Annotated in this window: 15 protein-coding genes; 5 read left to right on the plus strand and 10 right to left on the minus strand. The window is 64.3% G+C overall.

All coding sequences use genetic code 11. The annotated features are described in order from the left end of the window. Nucleotides 1-214 precede the first annotated feature (214 nt). Together AAFG07_RS00945 and AAFG07_RS00950 are read right to left on the minus strand one after the other, a co-directional pair. Nucleotides 215-1,354 (minus strand): DUF2336 domain-containing protein, encoded by a 1,140-nt coding sequence (locus AAFG07_RS00945; RefSeq protein ID WP_342725607.1) that lies wholly within the window; start codon nucleotides 1,352-1,354, stop codon nucleotides 215-217. A 191-nt stretch (nucleotides 1,355-1,545) separates the two neighbouring features. Next, on the minus strand, nucleotides 1,546-2,247 hold the full coding sequence (locus AAFG07_RS00950) for an RNA pseudouridine synthase (RefSeq protein ID WP_342725608.1): 702 nt from the start codon (nucleotides 2,245-2,247) through the stop codon (nucleotides 1,546-1,548). 49 nt (nucleotides 2,248-2,296) lie between these two features. Here AAFG07_RS00950 and ftsY point away from each other — a divergent pair, with 49 nt between their 5' ends. Both ftsY and AAFG07_RS00960 read left to right on the plus strand, forming a co-directional pair. After that, nucleotides 2,297-3,241, plus strand: a complete 945-nt coding sequence (ftsY, locus tag AAFG07_RS00955; RefSeq protein ID WP_342725609.1) for a signal recognition particle-docking protein FtsY — start codon at nucleotides 2,297-2,299, stop codon at nucleotides 3,239-3,241. 158 nt (nucleotides 3,242-3,399) lie between these two features. After that, the gene (locus tag AAFG07_RS00960) at nucleotides 3,400-3,999 is read left to right on the plus strand and encodes a septation protein A (RefSeq protein WP_173639649.1); all 600 of its coding nucleotides are present in this window, start codon (nucleotides 3,400-3,402) and stop codon (nucleotides 3,997-3,999) included. A gap of 67 nt (nucleotides 4,000-4,066) precedes the next feature. Here the strand turns inward: AAFG07_RS00960 and AAFG07_RS00965 are convergent, their stop codons facing one another. The 6 genes from AAFG07_RS00965 to ccmA form a co-directional block, all read right to left on the minus strand. After that, nucleotides 4,067-4,441, minus strand: a complete 375-nt coding sequence (locus AAFG07_RS00965; RefSeq protein ID WP_342725610.1) for a helix-hairpin-helix domain-containing protein — start codon at nucleotides 4,439-4,441, stop codon at nucleotides 4,067-4,069. Between the two features lie 174 nt (nucleotides 4,442-4,615). Next, nucleotides 4,616-5,209, minus strand: coding sequence for a DsbE family thiol:disulfide interchange protein (locus AAFG07_RS00970; protein WP_342725611.1), 594 nt, complete (start codon nucleotides 5,207-5,209; stop codon nucleotides 4,616-4,618). Continuing rightward, nucleotides 5,206-5,385 carry a heme exporter protein CcmD gene (gene ccmD, locus AAFG07_RS00975; protein WP_342725612.1) on the minus strand — a complete coding sequence of 60 codons (180 nt, stop codon included), beginning with the start codon at nucleotides 5,383-5,385 and terminating at the stop codon, nucleotides 5,206-5,208. Before ccmD ends, AAFG07_RS00970 begins: the two co-directional genes overlap by 4 nt. Nucleotides 5,386-5,389: 4 nt before the next feature. Further along, nucleotides 5,390-6,190, minus strand: coding sequence for a heme ABC transporter permease (locus AAFG07_RS00980; protein WP_342725613.1), 801 nt, complete (start codon nucleotides 6,188-6,190; stop codon nucleotides 5,390-5,392). A gap of 75 nt (nucleotides 6,191-6,265) precedes the next feature. Further along, nucleotides 6,266-6,934, minus strand: coding sequence for a heme exporter protein CcmB (gene ccmB, locus AAFG07_RS00985; protein ID WP_342725614.1), 669 nt, complete (start codon nucleotides 6,932-6,934; stop codon nucleotides 6,266-6,268). Continuing rightward, nucleotides 6,931-7,533 (minus strand): heme ABC exporter ATP-binding protein CcmA, encoded by a 603-nt coding sequence (gene ccmA, locus AAFG07_RS00990; RefSeq protein ID WP_342729418.1) that lies wholly within the window; start codon nucleotides 7,531-7,533, stop codon nucleotides 6,931-6,933. The genes ccmB and ccmA overlap by 4 nt, the downstream gene beginning before the upstream one ends. 239 nt (nucleotides 7,534-7,772) lie before the next feature. Between ccmA and acnA the strand changes: the two genes are divergently transcribed. The 3 genes from acnA to AAFG07_RS01005 all read left to right on the plus strand — a co-directional run bounded on the left by acnA (nucleotide 7,773) and on the right by AAFG07_RS01005 (nucleotide 12,491). Continuing rightward, a complete protein-coding gene (acnA, locus tag AAFG07_RS00995; RefSeq protein WP_342725615.1) occupies nucleotides 7,773-10,493 on the plus strand; it encodes an aconitate hydratase AcnA in 2,721 nt (906 codons plus the stop codon). 224 nt (nucleotides 10,494-10,717) lie between these two features. Next, entirely contained in the window at nucleotides 10,718-11,479 is a 762-nt protein-coding gene (locus AAFG07_RS01000; protein ID WP_092121555.1) for a DUF1223 domain-containing protein, read from the plus strand. A gap of 640 nt (nucleotides 11,480-12,119) precedes the next feature. Then, complete coding sequence (locus AAFG07_RS01005) at nucleotides 12,120-12,491, plus strand: DUF2794 domain-containing protein (RefSeq protein ID WP_229169766.1); 372 nt, start codon at nucleotides 12,120-12,122, stop codon at nucleotides 12,489-12,491. A 118-nt stretch (nucleotides 12,492-12,609) separates the two neighbouring features. Here AAFG07_RS01005 and AAFG07_RS01010 read toward each other — a convergent pair whose 3' ends face one another. Both AAFG07_RS01010 and AAFG07_RS01015 read right to left on the minus strand, forming a co-directional pair. Further along, on the minus strand, nucleotides 12,610-13,155 hold the full coding sequence (locus tag AAFG07_RS01010; RefSeq protein ID WP_342725616.1) for an N-acetyltransferase family protein: 546 nt from the start codon (nucleotides 13,153-13,155) through the stop codon (nucleotides 12,610-12,612). A 97-nt stretch (nucleotides 13,156-13,252) separates the two neighbouring features. After that, nucleotides 13,253-14,044 (minus strand): Bax inhibitor-1/YccA family protein, encoded by a 792-nt coding sequence (locus AAFG07_RS01015; protein ID WP_021078796.1) that lies wholly within the window; start codon nucleotides 14,042-14,044, stop codon nucleotides 13,253-13,255. Nucleotides 14,045-14,256: the final 212 nt, after the last annotated feature.

Below are 14,256 nucleotides of genomic sequence, written 5' to 3' on the forward strand. Positions count from 1 at the left end.
ACCCGACGGGCAAAATTTCCCTGCGCCCTCTGTTCAGATGAGGGCGGATCGAAATCCAAGGCTCGGGCAGATCATGTCGCGAGGATGCGAAAGTTTGACTCACCGCCGCGCCAACAACCTCGATGTCATCCCTGCCTAGTGCGCAATTGCGCACTAGGCAGGGACGACGCCGGGAGGGGCCGCGGCCTCTCGGCTCAAGCTCCGACGCCGCTTATCAGTGCGCGCGGCCGCCGGGCTTTGGCGGCTGTGATGCGCGAACCTGCCAGAACCGCAGCAGGCGATCGGCGTCGCCGCGGGTCATCTTGGTGAACTGGCTCTTCGCATGGGCGAGCTCAACGGCGCCCATGGAGCCGGTCGTATAGCGGCATTCCATCACCGCGGCGGTGGTCGTCCAGCTCAGACCTGCCGCCCGGCACGGCACCAAAAGGCCTTCACTGCGCAGGCTTTGCATCAGGGAGCGGATCACCTCGATGTTCGACTGCGCAAGATCCGCCAGCGTCACGACGGTCTCTTCATATCTTCGCTGCCTGGCGAAGCCGAGCAGGGCGGCCTCGTCGAGCTCGCCGCTGTCCTTCAGCTTCGCGACGTGGCGCTTGGCTGCGGTGAAATCGCGGACCTGCGACATGTCGCGCTCGACGCCGGCGGCGACCGCGGCGATCGCGTGGCGGATTTCCTCGTACAGATACGGCGGGGCGCGTTCCAGCAAGCGGCCGCGAACCTCTTCCGTTGCCTGGCGCAGGAGCTGGAGACGGAGCTCCGCCGGCAGGTCCGCGCGGATGCCGGTCTCGACTGCGAGGGTCGGATCGTGCTCGGCCTGCGCCAGGATGATGGCAAATCCGTCCGGCGATACTTTGGCGCCGGGATTGGTGACCAGGCGGTGGCTCACGCTCGCAAAGCGACGGGCCAGAAGCGCGTCGGTGACGACTTCCTTCAGCCACCAGCGGCCGGCGACGGCGAGCAGGTGCTGCTCGCTCTTGGTCTGCGCGATCTCGACCAGATCCTCGGCACTGAGGCGCGAGGATTCCTGCAGCATCGGCCGCGCGATCCGGATCTCGTCGTTGCTGGCGAGGCGGCGAACGATCGCGGGCGGTGCCTGCGCGACCGGGGCGAGCTGCTCGCTGATCTCGGCAAGCGCCATCCGGGCGCTGATCTCGGCGAGTGCGCGCAGCTCGATGGTCTTGACCAGCCGTTCGAGCACATTGTCGAACAGTTCGATCTGCTCGCTGTTGAAGCTGCCGGCGGAGTGGAGAAACAGGTCAGTGACGCGCTTCGCCGTCGCTATGCATTTTTCGGCGGAGCCGGCGCGTATCGCAGCCTCGACCTCGTCGACAATTGCCTGCCCGGCAGTCAGCATTGCTCGTCCTGAGCCCGTCCCGATTGCTTGTTCTAAGCCGGCTTGCAGCTTTATCGGGCGGACCTGAACGTTTCGTAAGGATAATGATCAGTAGAATCCCGGAGGAAGCTCTACACTCTGACGCGTTTTCTTGACGCGAACCGGTATCCATCCCGGATCAAGTCCGGGACAGGCTTTCGCTGGAAAACGCTCTATTCACCGTTCCAGCCGCAGGCCTTGAGCCGCTCCTGCATGTGCGCCGGCGCCGGCGCGACGACATGCACCGGGTCCTTGTTGCGGGAAATCGGGATGCCGATTTCGCGGGAATGCAGATGCAGGGTCGGCTCGCCGAAGCGCGGACCGTTGCCATAGATATTGTCGCCGACAATTGGCCAGCCCATCGCCGCCGAATGCACCCGGAGCTGATGGGTGCGGCCGGTGACCGGCTCCATCGCGAGCCAGGTGAGGCCGTCGCCGCGTCCCAGCACCTTCCAGTTGGTGACGGCCTTCTGGCCATCCGGATCCGGCTTCTGCCACCAGCCGCGCTCGGCGTTGAGCCGGCCGAGCGGCATGTCGATGGTGCCTGCGTCCTCGGTGGGGCCGCCCTCGACCACGGTCCAATAGGTCTTCGAGATCTTGCTGTGTTTGAACAGCAGCCCGAGCGAGGCGGTCGCCTTGCGATGGCGTCCCAGGACGAGGCAGCCGGAGGTGTCCTTGTCCAGCCGATGCGCCAGCACCGGCGGCCGGGGCAGGCCGAACCGCAATGCGTCGAACGAGGCCTCCAGATTGGGGCCGCCCTTGGGGCCGCGATGCACCGGCAGGCCCGCCGGCTTGTCAATGACCAGCATCAGCCCGTCGCGGTGGAGCACCCGGCCAAGGATTTCTTCCGCGGTCAATTGGGGAACATCGATCAATTCGTCGAGACTTTCGTTTATGAGCCGAAACGGCTAACACACCCGCGCCATGAACGATACCACTGCGGGAACTCCCAAACAGAGCTGGTGGCAGCGGCTGAAAGGCGGCCTGAAGCGAACCTCGAGTTCGATCGGGACCGCGGTCGCCGACCTCGTCACCAAGCGCAAGCTCGATGCGGCCATGCTCGATGACATCGAGGATGTGCTGCTGCGCGCCGACCTCGGTACCGATGTCGCGGTCCGCATTGCGCAGGCGGTCGGCAAGGGCCGCTACGACAAGGCGATCTCGGCCGACGAGGTCAAGGACGTCGTTGCGACCGAGGTCGAGAAGGTGCTGGCGCCGGTGGCGAAGCCCCTCGAGATCGATGCGACGCTGAAGCCGTTCGTGATCCTCGTCGTCGGCGTCAACGGCTCCGGCAAGACCACGACAATCGGCAAGCTGGCCGCGAAATTCTCCGCCGAGGGCCGCAAGGTCATGCTGGCCGCCGGCGATACCTTTCGCGCCGCGGCGATCGAGCAGCTCAAGGTCTGGGGCGAGCGCACTAAATCTCCAGTCATCGCCGGGGCTCAGGGCTCGGATTCGGCAAGCCTCGCCTTCAACGCGCTGACCGCGGCCAAGGAGCAGGCGCGCGACGTGCTGCTGATCGACACCGCCGGCCGGCTGCAGAACAAGTCCGAGCTGATGAACGAGCTCGAAAAGGTCGTGCGCGTCATCAAGAAGGTCGATGCGTCGGCGCCGCATGCGGTGCTGCTCGTGCTTGACGCCACGGTGGGACAAAATGCGCTGTCGCAGGTCGAGGCGTTTCACCGTACCGCAGGCGTCACCGGCCTCGTGATGACCAAGCTTGACGGCACCGCACGCGGCGGCATCCTTGTCGCGCTGTCGGAAAAGCACAAGCTGCCGGTGCATTTCATCGGCGTCGGCGAAGGCGTCGAAGACCTCGCGCCCTTCACGGCGAAGGATTTTGCCAAGGCGATTGCCGGGATCGAATAATTCATCCTTCGAGACGCGCGCTAGTGCGCGCTGCTCCAGCAACAACGGCAAAGCCGTTGTGCAGGGATGACGGTGGGATACGAAAGGTCGTCATCCTGAGGAGGCGCGAAGCGCCGTCTCGAAGGATGGCCAAGACACGAGTTCAATGGACTGAATTGATGGACAAGACCCAGCCACATCCGCTGTTCAAGCTCGCGACCGAGCTCGGGCCGTTGCTCGTGTTCTTCATTGCGAACGCCAAATACCATCTGTTCTTCGCGACCGGCGCGTTCATGGTCGCGATCGTAGCTGCCATGATCGCATCCTATGTCGTGACCAGGCACGTGCCGATCATGGCGCTGGTGACCGGCGCGGTCGTGCTGGTATTCGGCACCCTGACCCTGGTGTTGCACGACGAGACCTTCATCAAGGTCAAGCCGACCATCATTTACGGTCTGTTCGCGGCCGTGCTCGGCGGCGGGCTGCTTTTCGGCCGTTCCTTCATCGCCGTCATGTTCGACCAGATGTTCAATCTGACGCCGCAGGGCTGGCGCATCCTCACCATGCGCTGGGCACTGTTCTTTGCCGGCATGGCTATTCTCAACGAGATCGTCTGGCGGACGCAGACCACGGATTTCTGGGTGAACTTCAAGGTGTTCGGCGTGACGCCGCTGACCATGGTGTTCGCCATCGCCCAGATGCCGCTGACCAAGCGCTATCATCTGGAGCCGGTCTCGCTGGAAACCAGCGAGGCGGACGCCGGCGACCTGCGAAAGTAAATCCGAACGCAGCGCGGGTGATTGTGCCGCGCTGCGTCCGACGCTTCGGAGATCAAGCCTTCAGAGCTCAGCTCTTCTGCTTGGCGACGATCTTGTCCTTGATCTTGTCGTAGGTCGCCTGCGGCAGGATGTTCTTCTGCACCAGTTCATCCTTGCCCTTGTAGGGGCGCCCCTTGATGATCGCGGCCGAATAGGCCTTGCCGACACCGGGCAGTGCGTCGAGCTGGTCGGTGCTGGCGCTGTTGATGTCGAGCAGGTCGTCCTTCGCCATCCCCGTCGTTTTCAGATCAGGGGCCGCCGCTTTCGGGGCGGGAGCCATGTGGCTCTCGGATTTGGCGGCGGGCGCGGCCGGCTGCGGCGACTGGGCCATCGACGGCGTGGCCGTCATCAGGCCGAGCGTGAGTGCGGTAGCAAGAAGTGAAGCGAGCGTGGTCTTGCGCATATGTCCTCTCCGAGGAATGAGTGAAGTCACGCCATGGAGTTAGGGTTGCGTTCGTGGCGTCGCCGTGGCCGTGAAATGAACCGCAGATAAACCCGTCGAAGTATTATGCCGCAGGTGTTTTCTCGCGTCGTTCATGCCCGATTCATGTTCGCGAGTTGCGGCGTGCCGATGCGGTTACGGTCTCGCGCGCAGCGCCTTCTCGATCTCGGCCTTGAGCACGGTGTTGACGTTATCAGGCGTCACCGGTCCGACCAGCTTGTAGACGATCGTGCCTTCGCGTCCGACCAGGAAGGTCTCGGGCACGCCATAGACGCCCCACTCGATGGAGGCGCGGCCGTTGCCGTCGACGCCGACGATGCCGAACGGATTGCCGTAGCGGCCGAGGAAGCGCCGCGCGTTCTCGGGCGAATCCTTGTAATTGATGCCGATGATCTGGAAGCGCTTGTCCCTGCCGAGCTCGGTGAGCAGCGGCGCTTCGTCATGGCAGGGCACGCACCAGGACGCCCAGACGTTGACGATGCTGACCTTGCCCTTGAACGCGGCGGGATCGAGACCGGGGACAGGCGCGCCGTCCTTCACGAGGCCGTCGAGCGCGGGCAGAACGGTCTGCGGTGCCGGCCGGCCGATCAGCGCCGACGGAATTTTGGAGGGATCACCGCCATAGAGCCGCAGCAGGAATAGTCCGGCGAGCCCGAGGAAAACCAGCAGCGGCAGCACCACCAGCAGGCGGCGGGCTTGCGGCGGGCCATTGGTCGCCTGCTCGCTCATCTTATATCCGCCGCGTTGCGGCCGGAGCGGCGCGTGATGCCGCTGGCCTCGATCTCCTTGAGGCGCCCCTGCTGGCGGCGATAGTCGGCGATGATCCAGATGATCAAGAGCAGCACGACCGCCGCGACCAGCGCATACGACGTCACGATGAAAGAGGCGTAGGGACCAAGCGACATCGTGTCACGCCGCCCCAATTTCGTTTGGCGCGGTTCCCTGCGAACCGCTGCCCGCTTCGCTGGTGAATGCGATGCGGCTCGCCTGCATCATCTGCAGGCTGCGCACGCGCCGGCGCAGGATCTCGTTGCGCATCGCCGCCAGATGCAAGGTGATGAAGAGCAGCGAAAACGCGATCGCCATCACCAGCAGCGGCCACAGGAAGGCCTTGTCGAGGGTCGATCCGCCCATGCGGAGCACCGAGGCCGGCTGATGCAGCGTGTTCCACCAGTCGACCGAGAACTTGATGATCGGGATGTTGATCGCGCCGACCAGGGTCAGGACCGCCGCCGCCCGCGCCGCGCGAGAGGGATCCTCCACCGCGCGCCACAGCGCCATCAGGCCGAGATACATCAGGAACAGGATCAGCACCGAGGTCAGCCGTGCGTCCCACTCCCAATAGGTGCCCCACATCGGCCGGCCCCACAGCGAGCCGGTGACCAGCGCAAGGAAGGTGAAGGCGGCGCCGATCGGGGCGGCGGCTTTCGCGGCGACGTCGGCGAGCGGATGCCGCCACACCAGCGTGCCGAGCGCGGCGACGCTCATGACGCCCCAGACGAACATCGAAAGCCATGCATTCGGCACGTGGATGAACATGATCTTGACCGTGGCGCCCTGCTGGTAGTCGTCGGGCGCCATGGCCGATTGGTAGAGGCCGATCGCGAGCAGGATCGCGGTCACGCCCGCGAGCCACGGCAGGATCCGCGCGGTCAGCGCCAGAAATCTGGTCGGATTGGCGAGGTCGGTCAGCGTCTCGGTCAGCTTCATGGCACCGTGATAATCGCCCGATGTGAGCGAGGCAATTGGCCGAACTGCTCTCGGCGAGATTTGATCGGATCCATCTCAGTCCAGTCCGTGCCGCAGGCTCGCGGCGGCGGCAAATGGGCCGATCACGAGGCTGGCGAGCGACAGCGCGCAGAGGATCGAGAACGGTGTTCCGAAGGGCAGGGGACCCGATATCGCCGCCTGCGAGGCGGCAACGCCGAAGATCAGCACCGGGATCGACAGCGGCAGCACCAGCACGGCGAGCAGCAGCCCGCCGCGATGCAGCGTCACCGCCAGGGCCGCGCCGATCATGCCGGTGAAGGTCAGCGCCGGAGTTCCCGCCAGCAGGGTCGCCGCAACCGCCAGTGTCGCCGTGCCGTCGAGATTGAGCAGCAGGCCGAGCACCGGCGTCGCGATGATCAGCGGCAAGCCGGCGGCGATCCAATGCGCCAGCGCCTTGGCCGCGCAGGCGAGTTCCAGCGGCGTCCGGCTCATCACGATCAGGTCGAGCGAGCCGTCCTCGTGGTCGGCCGTGAACAGCCGGTCGAGGGTGAGCAGGCTCGCCAGCAGCGCGCCGAGCCAGAGGATGGCGGGGCCAAGCTGCGACAGCAGCGCCAGATCGGGCCCGACCGCGAACGGCATCAGCACCGTGACGGTGAGGAAGAACAGCACGCCGATCAGCGCCCCGCCGCCGACGCGCAGCGCAATGCGGATGTCGCGGCGGATCAATGCTGCCAGCGCGCTCATGCCGCGCCTCCCATCCGCAAATCGCGCGCGTCGATGCCAAGCGGCAGATGGGTCGCGGCGACGATCAGGCCGCCGCTTGCGAGATGGTCGCGAATCAGGCCGACGAACAGCGCCTGTCCGGCCGCATCGAGCGCTGACGTCGGCTCGTCCAGCAGCCAGATCGGCCGCCGCACCGAGAGCAGGCGTGCGATCGACAGGCGGCGGCGCTGGCCGGCGGAGAGGTAAGCCGCCGGTAGATGCGCGGCGTGGTCGAGCGCCACGGCGGCCAGGCAGCGGCCGGCATCTTCCGTCTCGCCGCCGAGGAATTCCCGCCAGAAGGAAAGATTTTCCGCGACACTCAGCGCTGGCTTCAGCGCGTCGCGGTGGCCGAGATAGTGGGCCTGCTCAGGCAGGCTGAGCTCGGCGTCGCCGCCATCGAGCGCAATCGAGCCCTCGGCGGGAACCAGCAGCCCGGCGAGGACGCGCAGCAGCGAGGTCTTGCCCGCGCCGTTCGGGCCCGTGACAGCGAGCGCCTCGCCGGCCGTGGCCGACAGATCGAGGCCAGCAAACACCTCGCGTCCGCCGCGCACGCATTTCAGATTTCGTCCCGAGAGCCGCATGGTTCGTTGTGTCACAGCCCTCTGAAATCTTTCGCTACCGCGTGAGAATTTTTGGGTCGCGCAACGCTGTCGCACGCTTGTCGGTGTGGCGGTGCTTCTAGAAAGGTTCTATAAGCCCGGAACTTGATGCAGCACACACAATCGGCGGCCGCAAGCCATCCAGGCCATCCCTTGGCCCGTGTCGATCGCCGGTGTTTAGTTACCCTTGCCGGGTATAACTGAGAATTGGGATCCTCCGCATGACCTCACTCGACAGCTTCAAATGCCGCAAGACCATGAAGGTCGGCGGCAAGTCCTACGTCTATTACAGCCTGCCCCAGGCAGAGAAGAACGGACTGAAGGGTATCTCGAAGCTGCCGTATTCGATGAAGGTTCTGCTCGAGAACCTGCTGCGCAATGAGGACGGCCGCACCGTCAAGAAGGAAGACATCGTTGCGGTGTCGAAGTGGCTGAAGAAGCGCCAGCTCGAGCACGAAATCGCGTTCCGCCCGGCGCGCGTGCTGATGCAGGATTTCACCGGCGTTCCGGCCGTGGTCGACCTCGCCGCGATGCGCAACGCGATGCAGAACCTCGGCGGCGACGCCGAGAAGATCAACCCGCTGGTGCCGGTCGATCTCGTCATCGACCACTCGGTGATCGTCAACTTCTTCGGTGACAACAAGGCGTTCGCGAAGAACGTCACCGAGGAATACAAGCAGAACCAGGAGCGCTACGAGTTCCTGAAGTGGGGCCAGAAGGCGTTCTCGAACTTCTCGGTGGTGCCGCCCGGCACCGGCATCTGCCACCAGGTCAATCTCGAATATCTCGCCCAGACGGTGTGGACCAAGAAGGAGAAGATGACGGTCGGTAAGAAGACCGGCACCTTCGAGGTCGCCTATCCCGACTCGCTGGTCGGCACCGACTCGCACACCACGATGGTCAACGGCCTTGCCGTGCTCGGCTGGGGCGTCGGCGGCATCGAGGCGGAAGCCTGCATGCTCGGCCAGCCGCTGTCGATGCTGCTGCCGGAAGTGGTCGGCTTCAAGCTCAAGGGCCAGCTCAAGGAAGGCGTCACCGCGACCGACCTCGTGCTGACCGTCACCCAGATGCTGCGCAAGCTCGGCGTGGTCGGCAAGTTCGTCGAATTCTTCGGCCCGGGCCTCGATTTCCTGTCGGTCGCGGACAAGGCGACCATCGGCAACATGGCGCCCGAATACGGCGCGACCTGCGGCTTCTTCCCGGTCGACGCCGCGACCATCGATTACCTGAAGACCTCGGGCCGCAAGGCCGATCGCGTCAAGCTGGTGCAGGCCTATGCCAAGGCGCAGGGTCTGTTCCGCACCGCCAAGTCGACTGACCCGGTGTTCACCACCACGTTGACGCTCGACCTCGCCGACGTGGTGCCGTCGATGGCCGGACCGAAGCGCCCCGAAGGCCGCATCGCGCTGCCGGCGGTGTCGACCGGCTTCGCCACCGCGCTGGTCAACGAGTACAAGAAGCCCGATGGCGAGACGAAGCGCTTTGCGGTCGAGGGCCGCAACTTCGATCTCGGCCATGGCGACGTCGTGATCGCCGCGATCACCTCCTGCACCAACACCTCGAACCCGAGCGTGCTGATCGGCGCCGGCCTGTTGGCGCGCAAGGCGGCCGCCAAGGGCCTGAAGGCCAAGCCGTGGGTGAAGACCTCGCTCGCGCCGGGCAGCCAGGTGGTGGCGGAATATCTCGCCAATTCCGGCCTGCAGGCCGATCTCGACAAGGTCGGTTTCAACCTGGTCGGCTTCGGCTGCACCACCTGCATCGGCAACTCGGGCCCGCTGCCGGAGGATATCTCGAAGTCGATCAACGACAACGGCATCGTCGCCGCCGCCGTGCTGTCGGGTAACCGCAACTTCGAAGGCCGCGTCTCGCCCGACGTGCAGGCGAACTACCTCGCCTCGCCGCCGCTGGTGGTCGCGCATGCGCTCGCCGGCACCGTGACCAAGGATCTCGCGGTCGAGCCGATCGGCATCGGCAAGGACGGCAAGCCGGTGTTCCTCAAGGACATCTGGCCGACCACCAAGGAGATCAACGCCTTCATGAAGAAGTACGTCACCGCGACGATCTTCAAGAAGAAGTACGCCGACGTGTTCAAGGGCGACACCAACTGGCGCAAGATCAAGACCACGGAAAGCGAGACCTATCGCTGGAACATGGGCTCGACCTATGTGCAGAACCCGCCTTACTTCGAAGGCATGAAGAAGCAGCCGGACCCGGTCGTCGACGTGGTCGACGCGCGGATCCTCGCGATGTTCGGCGACAAGATCACCACCGACCACATCTCGCCGGCCGGTTCGATCAAGCTGACCTCGCCCGCCGGCAAGTTCCTCAGCGAGCACCAGGTGCGCCCCGCCGACTTCAACCAGTACGGCACGCGGCGCGGCAACCATGAAGTGATGATGCGCGGCACTTTCGCCAACATCCGCATCAAGAACTTCATGCTGAAGGGCGCCGACGGCAATATTCCGGAAGGCGGTCTGACCAAGCACTGGCCCGACGGCGCGCAGATGTCGATCTACGACGCCGCGATGAAGTACCAGCAGGAGAACGTGCCGCTGGTGGTGTTCGCCGGCGCCGAATACGGCAACGGCTCGTCGCGCGACTGGGCCGCGAAGGGCACCCGCCTGCTCGGCGTGCGCGCGGTGATCTGCCAGAGCTTCGAGCGCATCCATCGCTCCAACCTGGTCGGCATGGGCGTGCTTCCGCTCACCTTCCAGGACGGCACCTCGTGGTCCTCGCTCGGCCTCAAGGGCGACGAGAAGGTCACGATCCGCGGGCTGCAGGGCGATTTGAAGCCGCGGCAGACGCTGACGGCCGAAATCGTCTCCGCCGACGGCGGCAAACGGGATGTCCCGCTGCTCTGCCGCATCGATACGCTGGACGAGCTCGACTACTATCGCAACGGCGGCATCCTGCATTACGTGCTGCGCAAGCTCGCGGCCTAGGCCCCTTGTTTGAGCATGATCTATCCGGAAAACCGCTTCACACTTTTCCGGATCATGCTCCAGCGCGGATTTGTGATCGGTGCCTCACTGCTTAGTGAGTAGCGGCTAAAAAGAAGGCGGCCTATGACAAGGCCGCCTTCGGGCGTTCTGGGGCACGCAAGTTCAAGGGACAACTTCATGCTCCGTACAATTACGGATAGAAATCATCACGACTGGTTCGCAGTATGACAGCGATGATGGCCTATAATTCTATCTCACGATGGTCCAGCGCCCTTGGTTTCTGCGCGATCGTCGCAATCATCCGCCCCGCTCACGCCGACCCGCGTGCTGTCGTCGAACTCTTCACCTCGCAGGGATGCTCGTCCTGTCCGCCTGCGGACAAGATCATCGGCGATCTCGCGAAGGACCCCAACGTCATCGCGCTGAGCATGCCGATCGACTATTGGGACTATCTCGGCTGGAAGGACACACTGGCGGATTCCCGTTTCAGCGCGCGCCAGAAAGCCTACTCGCACATGCGCGGCGATCGCGACGTCTACACGCCGCAGGCCGTGATCAACGGCTCCGCCCATGTGATCGGCAGCGACCGTGCCAGCATCGAGGATGCTATCAAGGACACCGAGAAGAGCGGCAGCGTGATGTCAGTGCCGGTGACGATGACGCTGACCGGCAAGCAGATCAACGTGTCGGTGGCCGCATCGAAATCGCCCGCGGTGTCGCGCGGCGAAGTCTGGATCTGCTCGATCTCGAAGTCGGTGCCGATCTCGATCGCGCGTGGCGAGAATCGCGGCCGCGAGATCACCTACCACAACGTGGTGCGCAATCTCCTGAAGGTCGGTGACTGGAACGGCTCGTCCGGGAGCTGGACTGTGCCGCTGGAGAACATCACGCGCGATGGCGTCGATGCCGCGGCCGTCTACGTCCAGGACGGCAACCGCGACAAGCCGGGCCCGATGCTCGGCGCCGCATTCACCTCGCTTCACTAGAGCCTTTCGGTTCTGATTGATCAGAACCGAAGCTCTAGATTCTTGTTTGACGCGTTTTCTTCGCGCGAACCGGTGTCCACTTCACTCGAAAACGCTCTAACGCTGCGCGGCTAGCTCCTGCTGGTCGCGTCGTTGGGCCGCACGCATGTAGTCGTGCGACTCCGTGCGGCGGCAAGCGTGCATCCAGTGATCTGCTGAGAGGGAAGTGTCGAGGCTTTGCGCGTCTTGATCGCGCGTCATCGAGTAGGGCCCCAAAACAAAAAGGACCAACTTTCGTTGGCCCAGTGTTTGGGATTTGATTCCCCTGCGAACAGGCCCGATCCCGACGGCCCCGGGGGGCTGGGGGCTGAGGAATCCGGAACCGAAAGGACCGGGCCAACGCAGGATTTTCTTTTCGCAGGGCAGCGGGGCGGGCGATGGGCGGAAGTGGGGCAGCAATATGATTCCTCTAACGTTCCCGTGACTCTTCGGTTTTCCGGACAATCGGTCGCGCCTGGCCGTGGTTAAGGGCTGGTTGCGTTGCGAATGGCCCCTTGCAGGCTCTGTCGCTTAGCGCAATCATGTCACTCTCGTGACGATCCCGAAGTGGGGGCACCGGCCTTCGGAACCCGATCGTCACCGGGATGACAGGAGGCGCTCGATGAGTTTGATCTCGGAGGATAGTGATCCGAGTGGGAATCGTGCCGCGGCGCGTCCCGCCGCCGCGACCCCTCAGCCCAACCGCGTGACATTCAATCGACTTGAGCTCAACCGCATTCTCAATCTCTACGGCCGCATGGTCGCCGATGGTGAGTGGCGCGATTATGCGATCGATTTCCTGAAGGACCGCGCCGTGTTCTCGGTGTTCCGGCGTGCATCCGAAATGCCGATCTACCGGATCGAGAAGGATCCCCGGCTGGCGCGCAAGCAGGGCATGTACAGCGTGATTTCGGCGACCGGCCTGATCCTGCGCCGCGGCCACGAACTCGAACGGGTGCTGTTCGTGATCGATCGCAAGCTGTCGCTGGTGTAGGCGCGGCAAATTCAACAGACCGTAGCCCGGATGGAGCGAAGCGAAATCCGGGGCCGCTGCTAGCGCGGATGAACTTGCCCCGGATTGCGCTGCGCTCCATCCGGGCTACGGATCCCATTTAATCCGTCGGCACCGTCGCCGCGCCCTCGCCGAGCGCGCGCTGCATCATCACGGTATCGAGCCAGCGCCCGAATTTCAGGCCGACATTCGGGTGCGTCCCGATCATCTGAAATCCGCAGCGGCGGTGCAGTCCGATCGAGCCGGCATTGGCCTGGTCCCCGATCACCGCGATCATCTGCCGGAAGCCGCGCGCGTCGCATTCGGCGATCAGGCGCTCCATCAGCCGGAGGCCGATGCCGCGGCGATGGACCGCAGGGTCCAGATAGACCGAGTTCTCGACGGTGAAGCGATAGGCCGGCCGCGGCCGGTAGGGGCCGGCATAGGCATAGCCGGCGACGCGGCCGTCGAGCACGGCAACGAAATAGGGGAAGCCGCCATCGATCAGCGCCCGGTAGCGGCGGGTCATCTCGGCAAGGTCGGGCGGGATCAGCTCGAACGTTGCGGTGCCGAAGCGCACCGCGTGCGCGTAGATCGCCGTGATCGAGGGCAGGTCCGCCTCGGCGGTGGGCCTGATTTCCGGATTGGATCCCGCGGGATTGGACATAGCACGACAGTATTTTGCCCGGCGCAAAAGAAAAGCCCCGGCCGCAAGGCCGGGGCTTGGATTGCAAGGCTTGGATCGATCGCCCGGCTCGAGGCGCTTAGTCGCGCTGGCCGAGCAGCTGCAGGAGCAATGTGAACAGGTTGATGAAGTTCAGGTAGAGCGACAGCGCACCAGTGATTGCCGCACGTTCTGCCATCACGCCACCCTGCGAGGCGTAGCCGTAGATGTAGTCGTTCTTCAGCCGCTGGGTGTCCCAGGCGGTGAGGCCCGCGAACACCAGCACGCCGACCACCGACACGATGAACTGCAGCGCCGAGCTCGCCAGGAACAGGTTGACCAGGCTCGCGATGATGATGCCGATCAAGCCCATGAACAGGAACGAGCCCATGCCGCTCATGTCACGCTTGGTGGTGTAGCCGTAGAGGCTCAGCGCACCGAACGTCGCCGCGGTGATGAAGAACACGCGCACGATCGAGGTGTGCGTGTACACCAGGAAGATCGACGACAGCGACAGGCCCATCAGCGCCGAGAACACCCAGAACAGCAGCTGGGCGGTCGCAGGCTGCAGGCGGTTGATGCCGGCCGAGATGACGAACACCATCGCCAGAGGGGCGAGGATGAACAGCCACTTCAGCGGGCTTACGAACATCGCGTAGCCGAACTGCGTCAGATAGGCGTTGCCAAACTTGGCGACGGCGGCGGACTGGTCGGTGGTCACCGCGCCCATATAGACGCCGAGCGCGGCCAAGCCGGTGATGGCGAGGCCAATGCTCATGTAGTTGTAGATGCGCAGCATGTAGGCGCGCAGACCGGCGTCGACGGCCGCAGCGTCAATGCGCCCGGCGGCCCGGCCGAAAGGAGAAGCGTAGTTGCGGTCTAGGTCCGACATGGTCGAATTCCCGTGGTTGGTCCCGGTGGAGCGCAAGGGATTTGCGGCGCCGGTTCTAAATCTATCTCAGATGGCTCGGTTTGCGGAACATTAATTGCGTGTCATTCAAACCGACTATCCGACCCGAGTGGTATGTGGGAAATTAACACATCCGACGCAAGCTTCCACGCGCGGCCGAATGTCGCTCTAGCCTAGCATTTATAGGCAAAACG

It is taken from the genome of Bradyrhizobium sp. B097 (assembly GCF_038957035.1).
Taxonomy (GTDB): Bacteria; Pseudomonadota; Alphaproteobacteria; order Rhizobiales; family Xanthobacteraceae; genus Bradyrhizobium.